We start from the raw sequence: 7,880 nt of genomic DNA on the forward strand, positions 1-7,880 counted from the left end.
GTCGTCGGCCTGTCGAGGGCCTTATGACCACGCATCACACCCGGCCGTCGCGCTTTGCGCGGACCATTCGCCACCTTGCGGTGTTCATCATCGTCGGGTGGGTGGCGCTGACCCTGCTGGTGACGTTCGGCGTGCCCCGGCTCGAGATTGTGGGACAACAGCATTCGGTGCCGCTCGCCCCCCAGGACGCGCCGGCGGTGCAGGCCATGCAGCGCATGGGCCGGGACTTCAAGGAATCCGATTCGGACAGCTTCGCGATGCTGGTCTTAGAGGGGCAGCAGCCGCTTGGCGACCAGGCGCATGCCTACTACGACAAACTGGTTGGCGAATTAAAAAGCGACACAAAGCATATCGAGCACGTGCAGGATCTGTGGGGCGATCGCCTCACCGCGGCGGGTGCCCAGAGCCCGGACGGCAAGGCCGTCTATGTGCAGTTGAACCTGGCGGGCAACCAGGGCACCACGCTGGGCCAGGAATCCGTGAACTCGATCCGCGACGTGATCGCGCGGACGCCCCCGCCGCCCGGGGTCAAGGCCTACGTCACCGGTCCGTCGGCGCTGTTCTCCGATATGCAGCTCGCCGGCGACCGTTCCATTTTGAAGATGACGATGATCGGTGCCTTGATCATCTTCGTCGTGCTGCTCCTCGTGTACCGCTCGATCACGACCGTCATTTTGTTGTTGCTCACCGTCGGGGTCGAGGTGTTCGCCGCTCGGGGTGTCATCGCCTTCGTCGCCAACAACAATTGGATGCCACTCTCGACGTTTGCCGTCAACCTGCTGGTGGCGCTGGCAATGGCCGCCGGGACGGACTATGCGATTTTCTTCTTCGGCCGCTATCAGGAGGCGCGCCAGGCGGGCGAAGACCGACAAACGGCCTACTTCACCACCTATCGCAGCGTCGCGCCCGTCGTCTTGGGTTCCGGGTTGACCATCGCCGGAGCCATGTTGTGCCTGAGCTTCACCCGCATGCCCATCTTCCAGACCATGGGTATGCCTTGCTCCGTGGGCATGCTCATCTCGGTGCTGATCGCCCTGACGCTGGTTCCGGCGGTCCTGACGGTAGGCAGTGGCTTCGGGTTATTTGACCCAAAGCGCACGATCGGGTTCGGCCGGTGGCGGCGGATCGGCACGGCGATCGTGCGCTGGCCCGCCCCCATCCTGTGCGCGACTATCGCCGTCGCCCTGGTTGGCCTGGTGACCCTTCCGGGCTATCAGACGAGCTACAACAACCGGCTTTACATGCCGGACAACGTTCCCGCCAACGTCGGATACGCGGCCGCCGATCGCCACTTCAACCAGTCGCGAATGATGCCCGAGATCCTGATGATCGAATCCGATCACGACATGCGGAACTCGGCGGATTTCTTGGTTCTGCACCGACTTGCCAAGGGAATTTTCGGGGTGCACGGGATCTCCCGTGTGCAGGGGATAACCCGTCCCGAGGGAACGCCGATCCAGCACACCTCGATTCCGTTCCTGCTCAGCATGCAGCAATCGATTATGAATCAAGACCTTAAGTACATGCGCGCGCGCATGGACGACATGCTTGTCCAGGCGGACATGATAGCCAAACAAATCGAGATCACGAAGCGCATCTACGAATTGCAAAAACGTCTCAATGACCTTACGCATGACTCGATTGTGAAGACCAAAGAAATGTCCGTCGTGGTTCAGGAATTACGCGATAAATTATCAGACTTCGAAGATTTCTTCAGGCCACTTCGCAGCTATTTTTACTGGGAGAAGCACTGCTACGATATCCCCATTTGCTGGTCGTTGAGAAACATCTTTGACACCCTCGACGGTGTCGACACGTTAAGTGACAAAGTGCAAGAACTGCTAGTACACCTCGACCACATGGACAAGCTGCTGCCGCAGATGCTCGAGATGTATCCGCCGATTATCGCGATGTCCGAGGACATGCGGAACATGATGCTGACCAACCACAGCACCATGTCCGGCATCCTCGGCCAGATGGCCAGCAACGACAAGGACGCCACGGCCATGGGGCAGGCGTTCGACGATTCCAAGAATGACGACTCGTTCTACCTGCCGCCCGAGATTTTCGAGAATCCGGACTTCAAGAAAGCGATGGCCCAATTCCTGTCACCGGACGGAAAGGCCGCTCGCTTCATCATTTCGCACCGAGGCGACCCCGCGACTTCGGAGAGCGTGAACCGCATCGGCAAGATCCGGCTGGCGGCAGAAGAGGCGCTCAAGAACACGCCGCTGGAGAATTCGAAGATCTACATCGCGGGTACGGCGTCCACTTTCAAGGATTTCCGGGACGGCTCCACTTACGACCTCTTTATCGCGGGTATCGGTGCGCTGTGTCTGATTTTCATCATCATGCTGATTTTGACCCGAAGTTTTGTGGCCGCCCTGGTGATCGTGGGGACGGTGACGTTGTCGCTGGGTGCATCGTTCGGCATCTCGGTGTTGATCTGGCAGTACATCTTCGGCATCAAGCTGTACTGGATGGTGCTGCCGATGTCGGTCATCGTCTTGTTGGCGGTCGGTTCTGACTACAACCTGCTGCTGGTATCCAGAATGAAAGAGGAGCTTGCCGGCGGCATAAATACCGGCATCATTCGCGCGATGGGCGGCACCGGTAAGGTCGTGACCAACGCCGGCCTGGTGTTCGCGTTCACCATGGCTTCGATGGTGGTGAGCGATTTGCGCATCATCGGTCAGGTGGGAACCACGATCGGCCTGGGCCTGATGTTCGACACCTTGATCGTGCGCTCGTTCATGACGCCGACCATTGCGGCGCTGCTCGGACGCTGGTTCTGGTGGCCGCAACTGGTTCGGCCGCGGCCGGCCAGCCTGCTGCTTCGCTCCGTGGGAACGCGTCCGTCGGTGCGTACCCTGCTGCATGACGACGACGCGGACGCCATCACGGAAGAGATTCCGATCCCCCGGGGAGTTCGTTGATCAAGCCCCATCGAGGCACGGCTAGGACTCGTGATGAAATATGCCCTGGCATGCTACGGAACTCGCGGCGATATCGAGCCTTCCGCCGCTGTCGGCCGTGAGCTACTTCGCCGCGGGCACGAAGTCCGCATCGCCGTTCCGCCCGAACTTGTCGACTTCGCTGAGACGGCGGGGCTTCCGGCGATCCCCTACGGGCCCAAAGTGCAGGACTTCTTGGACGAGGAATTTCTGCGCAACATGTGGCGGGACTTCTTCCGCAGCCTTTGGACGATCCGCGGCCCGATCAGCGTGGTGCGCAGAGTCTGGGAGCCCATCATCCGCTACTGGGACGACGTGAGCGCGACGCTGATTTCGCTGGCGGACGGGGCCGACCTGCTATCCACCGGCATCAACTTCGAGCAGCCCGCCGCCAATGTCGCTGAGCATTACGACATCCCACTAGCCACGTTCCATCATTTTCCGATGCGGGCCAACGGCCAGCTTGTCCCTAGTGTCCCAGCGCCGTTGGTCCGCTCCACCATGACCGCGACCGAGTGGCTCTTTTGGCGCTCGACGAAAGAGGTCGACAACGCTCAGCGGCGCGAATTACGTCTACCCAAGGCAACACACCGCTCATCGCGACGCATCGCCGAACGCGGCTCGTTGGAAATCCAGGCCTACGACGAGCTGTGCTTCCCCGGGCTGGCCGCCGAATGGGCGAAATGGGGCGACCGACGCCCCTTTGTCGGCGCACTCACGATGGAGTTGACCACGCAGGCCGACGAGGAGATCACGTCGTGGATTGCCGCCAGCACACCACCGATTTGCTTTAGCTCCGGCAGCATAGCGGTCGAATCCCCCGCCGACACAGTCGAAATGATCAGCGCGGTTTGCGCGCAGATGGGCGAGCGAGCGCTGATTTGCTTTGGCGGGACCGATTTCAGCGGCGTGCCGCATCCCGACCACGTCAAGGTAGTCGGTGTGGTGAACTATGCGGCCATCTTCCCGCTCTGCCGTGCGGTCGTGCACCACGGTGGCTCGGGCACCACGGCCGCAAGCCTGCGCGCGGGAGTGCCCACGTTGATCCTCTGGAGCTCTGCCGATCAGCCGTACTGGGGGAATCAGGTGAAACGGCTCAACGCGGGCACAGCCCGGCGATTCTCGGCAACCACTCCGGAATCGCTAGCTGCCGACCTGCGTCGCATCCTGTCGCCCGAATGCGCCATTCAAGCCCGCAAACTGGCCGCACGGATGACCAAACCCGCCCAAAGCATCACCGCGGCCGCCGACCTCTTGGAAGACGCGGTACGCCGGAAAGGGTGCTAAGCGACACGGGCACTAGGTGCCTGGTGCCAGCCACTGCATCCACGATGTCCACCAGCGCCGCGCGGGCCGGTCCCTTGATTTCATGAACACTCCTCGATACGAGGCGCCCGGAGCGCCGGTTGCTGGGTCGGAAGCGGGATGCCATGATCAGTGCCGTGGCGATTTCGTATTAGGAACTCTGGAACCTTCGACCAGGTGTCAACTCAGGTCTAGGGTCGCCACGGCGGTACTGGCATGCGCGATAGGGGCCTGGCTTGACCGAATACACTTGCCGCTTGTGTAAAGGCGACCTTCACGAGGTACTCGATCTCGGTCGCCAGCCGATCTCGAATGCCTTTGTGCGAGCCGAGGAAGCGGCCAAGGTGCCGTTCTTCCATCTAGCGATCGGACTCTGCACCTCTTGCGCGATGGTGCAACAGCTTGACGAGGTTCAACCAAACCAGATGTTTCGCGCTGACTACCCATACCGCGCATCCGGTTCCTCGGTAATCCGCAAACACGGCGAGGAGGTGGCAGAACGAATCCTTCAGAGATGCCCGAGCGGTCAAGATAGCTTCGTCGTCGAAATCGGCAGCAACGACGGCGTCATGCTCAAGAGGCTGAGCGACGCCGGAATCCGACATCTAGGAGTGGATCCCGCTGCTGTGGCGGCCGACGTGGCCCAGACCCACGGTGTCAACGTTTGGAAAGACTTCTTCAACGCATCGACGGCTACCAAGATTCGCGACGAGCACGGAGCCGCTCACCTGATCTATTCGGCTAACACGATCAGTCACATCTCCTACCTCGACTCGATTTTCCTCGGGATCGATATCCTGCTTGCCCCGGACGGGCTGTTCGTGTTCGAGGATCGCTATCTCGGGGACATCGTGAACTGCGTCTACTTCGACCAAATTTACGACGAGCACATCTACCTATTCTCGGTGCGCTCGGTGCAGGCGATGGCGGCTCAGTTCGGCTTCGAGCTAATCGATGTCGAGCACCTTCCATTGCACGGGGGCTCCATCCGCTACACAGTTGCCCGCGGGGGCATTTCGAAGCCGAGCGCCGCCGTCGCGAAATTCCTGGCACTTGAAAACGCGCAGGGACTTGCCGAGGAAGCGACCTTCGTCGAGTTCTCCACCGCCGTCGAGCGCATCCGGATGGACCTCGTATCACTTCTCCGCGACCTGCGTTCCGAAGGCCGACGTGTTGTCGGCTATGGGGCCACCTCGAGGAGCGCCACGGTGATGAACTACTGCGGCATCGGCCCCGAGTTGCTTTCCATGGTGTGTGATTCGACCCCGGAGAAGCAGGGCCGCCTCACACCGGGCACAAAGGTTCCGGTGTGTCCGCCCGAATTCTTCTCACACCCTTACCCTGACTACGCGCTACTGTTCGCCTGGAACCATGCCGAGGAGATCATGGCCAAGGAACAACTGTTCCATGAAAGCGGTGGACGCTGGATCCTGTACGCGCCAAAGGTCCATCTCGTGTGAGAGGCGGGCCGCCCGACTGCCCGCGTTTGAGGAGCCGGCCCGGCCGACATTGCGGGACTCGCCGATATGATCGGCTGGGACCTGAATCCTGGGCAAAATGTGTCCGTTACTCATCTCGTCTGCACTCGAGAAGGAGGCGTCGGCTTTGGCAGCGTCTGTGCTCATAACCGGTGGGGCAGGGTTTATCGGCTCCCTGCTTTCCCGCCGTCTCGCCGAGGCCGGCTACGACGTCGCCGTCATGGACGTCCTACTCCCGCAGGTACATGGTGAACGCCCAACCCTGAAGCTAGCGCCGTCGGTGCGGTTTTTCACCGGCGACGTCACCCATGCGCCCGACTGGGATGCCGTGCTGCGACTGATTCGGCCCTCCCAGATCATCCATTTGGCGGCCGAGACGGGAACGGCACAGTCGCTATCCCATGCAACCCGCCACGGCTCAGTGAACGTCGTCGGTACCACCCAGCTCCTTGACGCGCTGAGCCGCTCTCAACTGGTACCCGACCAGCTCGTGGTGGCGTCCTCCAGGGCCGTCTACGGCGAAGGCGCGTGGAAGTCTGGCAGCCACATCTTCTATCCGCGGCCCCGCAGCCACGCGCAGCTACTCGCTGGTGTCTGGGATCCAGTGGGGCCGACGGGCGAGCCGGCGGTGCCGCTTGCGAACTGCGCCGGCGATACGGAGCCCCGGCCGACGAATATATACGGCGCCACCAAGCTCGCTCAGGAGCACCTATTGTCCGCCTGGGCGGCCGCGCATGACACCAACCTGAGTGTGCTGCGGTTGCAGAATGCCTACGGGCCAGGCCAGTCGCTGACCAATCCGTACACGGGGGTGGTCCCGTTCTTCGCCCGCTTGTCACGCGAGAAACTCCCGTCAGAGGTGTACGAAGATGGACGGATCGTGCGCGACCTCGTCTACATCGACGATGTCGTCGACGCGCTGTTTGCCGCGGTCCAAGAGCCCGCTGCCGAATCGCGCTGCGTGGATATCGGGTCAGGCAATGGCATTACCATCCACGAGCTTGCCCGAAAGATCGCAGCCATCTTCGATGCCCCCGAACCCGTTGTCGTACCGAAATTTCGTGACGGCGACATTCGCGCCGCGAGCTGCAACATCGAACTGGCAACCAACGAGCTCAACTGGCGCCCGAAGTGGGCGCTTGACGATGGGTTGCGCGCCCTGTTCGAGTGGATTGACAAGCAGCCCGAATTACCTTCTGCAGCAAGTGATTACGCATATGCGTCAGGCCGTCCGACGCAACCTGCGGGACGCAATTGATAGCGCCCACATTTTGAATGGAGGGGCCACCACCACCGGCAAGTGGTCAATCGCAGGGTCACCAGCCCCGAGAGAATGTGCGTCCCATCAAAGCGCGATATCGCCGGACATAGGACCTCGCCGCGCGTTCGCCGGATTTACGAAAACGAATAATCGGTTTCCACTGCATGTTTCGGCAGAGACCTGCTCAAATCCCTGCTCCTGAAACAGCTCAACGATTTGCTCCTCGCGGTAGTGATTCATCCAGCCCGCTCGGTTGCGGTGAATCATCTCAAGAACGCCGGATAGCGAGCCGGCGCTCTTGCACACGTACGACACCACACATACCTGGATTTGGCGTGCCAACCAACCGATGATTTCGGGCACATCGACCAAATATTCCAGCACTCCGAGCAGCACCGCGGTGTCGTAATCGGGCAAGTCGGGCAGAGGCCGCGAGTTGAGGTCGCAAACGATCGTGCCAGGGCCGCGGTCAGCGAGGTCGGACGGCACATAGGTACACGAGGGATCTAGATATCGTTCGAGTTTCCTAGTGCCCGCACCGAATTCGATCACGTGGCGACCGGGCGGTATGAGTTGGGCAGCCCGCTCAGTGCGGCGTTCCCATGCCTCATCGTATCTGGTGGGATCCAACCTGTCGGCGGCGCCTGAAAACTGACCCCGGCGCGGCATCCGAATTTTGACCCCCTGGTCCGGTGGCCTGGCTCTAGTCGAGCCAGGGAGGACCAGAAAGGAATGTTGTCTGTGGAAGATTGGGCTGAGATTCGCCGCCTGCATCGGGCGGAGGGGTTGCCGATCAAGGTGATCGCCCGGGTACTGGGCATTTCGAAGAACACAGTCAAGGCGGCGTTGGCCTCGGATGGCCCGCCGAAGTATGAACGGGCG

The 7,880-nt window shown here is 61.2% G+C and carries 6 protein-coding genes; 5 read left to right on the forward strand and 1 reads right to left on the reverse strand.

The genetic code is table 11. The features are described from left to right. Positions 1-23: 23 nt before the first annotated feature. The 4 genes from BST14_RS01800 (at position 24) to BST14_RS01815 (ending at position 6,995) form a co-directional block, all read left to right on the forward strand. Positions 24-2,936: an MMPL/RND family transporter gene (locus BST14_RS01800; protein ID WP_083062876.1), complete on the forward strand. Its 2,913-nt coding sequence runs from the start codon at positions 24-26 to the stop codon at positions 2,934-2,936. Between the two features lie 33 nt (positions 2,937-2,969). After that, positions 2,970-4,241 (forward strand): glycosyltransferase, encoded by a 1,272-nt coding sequence (locus BST14_RS01805; RefSeq protein ID WP_083062877.1) that lies wholly within the window; start codon positions 2,970-2,972, stop codon positions 4,239-4,241. A gap of 254 nt (positions 4,242-4,495) precedes the next feature. Further along, a complete protein-coding gene (locus BST14_RS01810) occupies positions 4,496-5,719 on the forward strand; it encodes a class I SAM-dependent methyltransferase (protein WP_083062878.1) in 1,224 nt (407 codons plus the stop codon). Positions 5,720-5,876: 157 nt separating this feature from the next. Further along, positions 5,877-6,995: an NAD-dependent epimerase/dehydratase family protein gene (locus BST14_RS01815; protein WP_083062898.1), complete on the forward strand. Its 1,119-nt coding sequence runs from the start codon at positions 5,877-5,879 to the stop codon at positions 6,993-6,995. A gap of 87 nt (positions 6,996-7,082) precedes the next feature. On the opposite strand, the gene BST14_RS01820 is transcribed toward BST14_RS01815, so the two are convergent. Further along, positions 7,083-7,772: a class I SAM-dependent methyltransferase gene (locus BST14_RS01820; protein ID WP_083062879.1), complete on the reverse strand. Its 690-nt coding sequence runs from the start codon at positions 7,770-7,772 to the stop codon at positions 7,083-7,085. Between BST14_RS01820 and BST14_RS29310 the strand changes: the two genes are divergently transcribed. After that, a partial coding sequence (locus tag BST14_RS29310; RefSeq protein ID WP_245845264.1) for a sigma factor-like helix-turn-helix DNA-binding protein occupies positions 7,731-7,880 on the forward strand: 150 nt, incomplete at its 3' end. The two genes, BST14_RS01820 and BST14_RS29310, sit on opposite strands and share 42 nt — an antisense overlap.

It is taken from the genome of Mycobacterium arosiense ATCC BAA-1401 = DSM 45069 (assembly GCF_002086125.1).
GTDB lineage: Bacteria > Actinomycetota > Actinomycetes > Mycobacteriales > Mycobacteriaceae > Mycobacterium > Mycobacterium arosiense.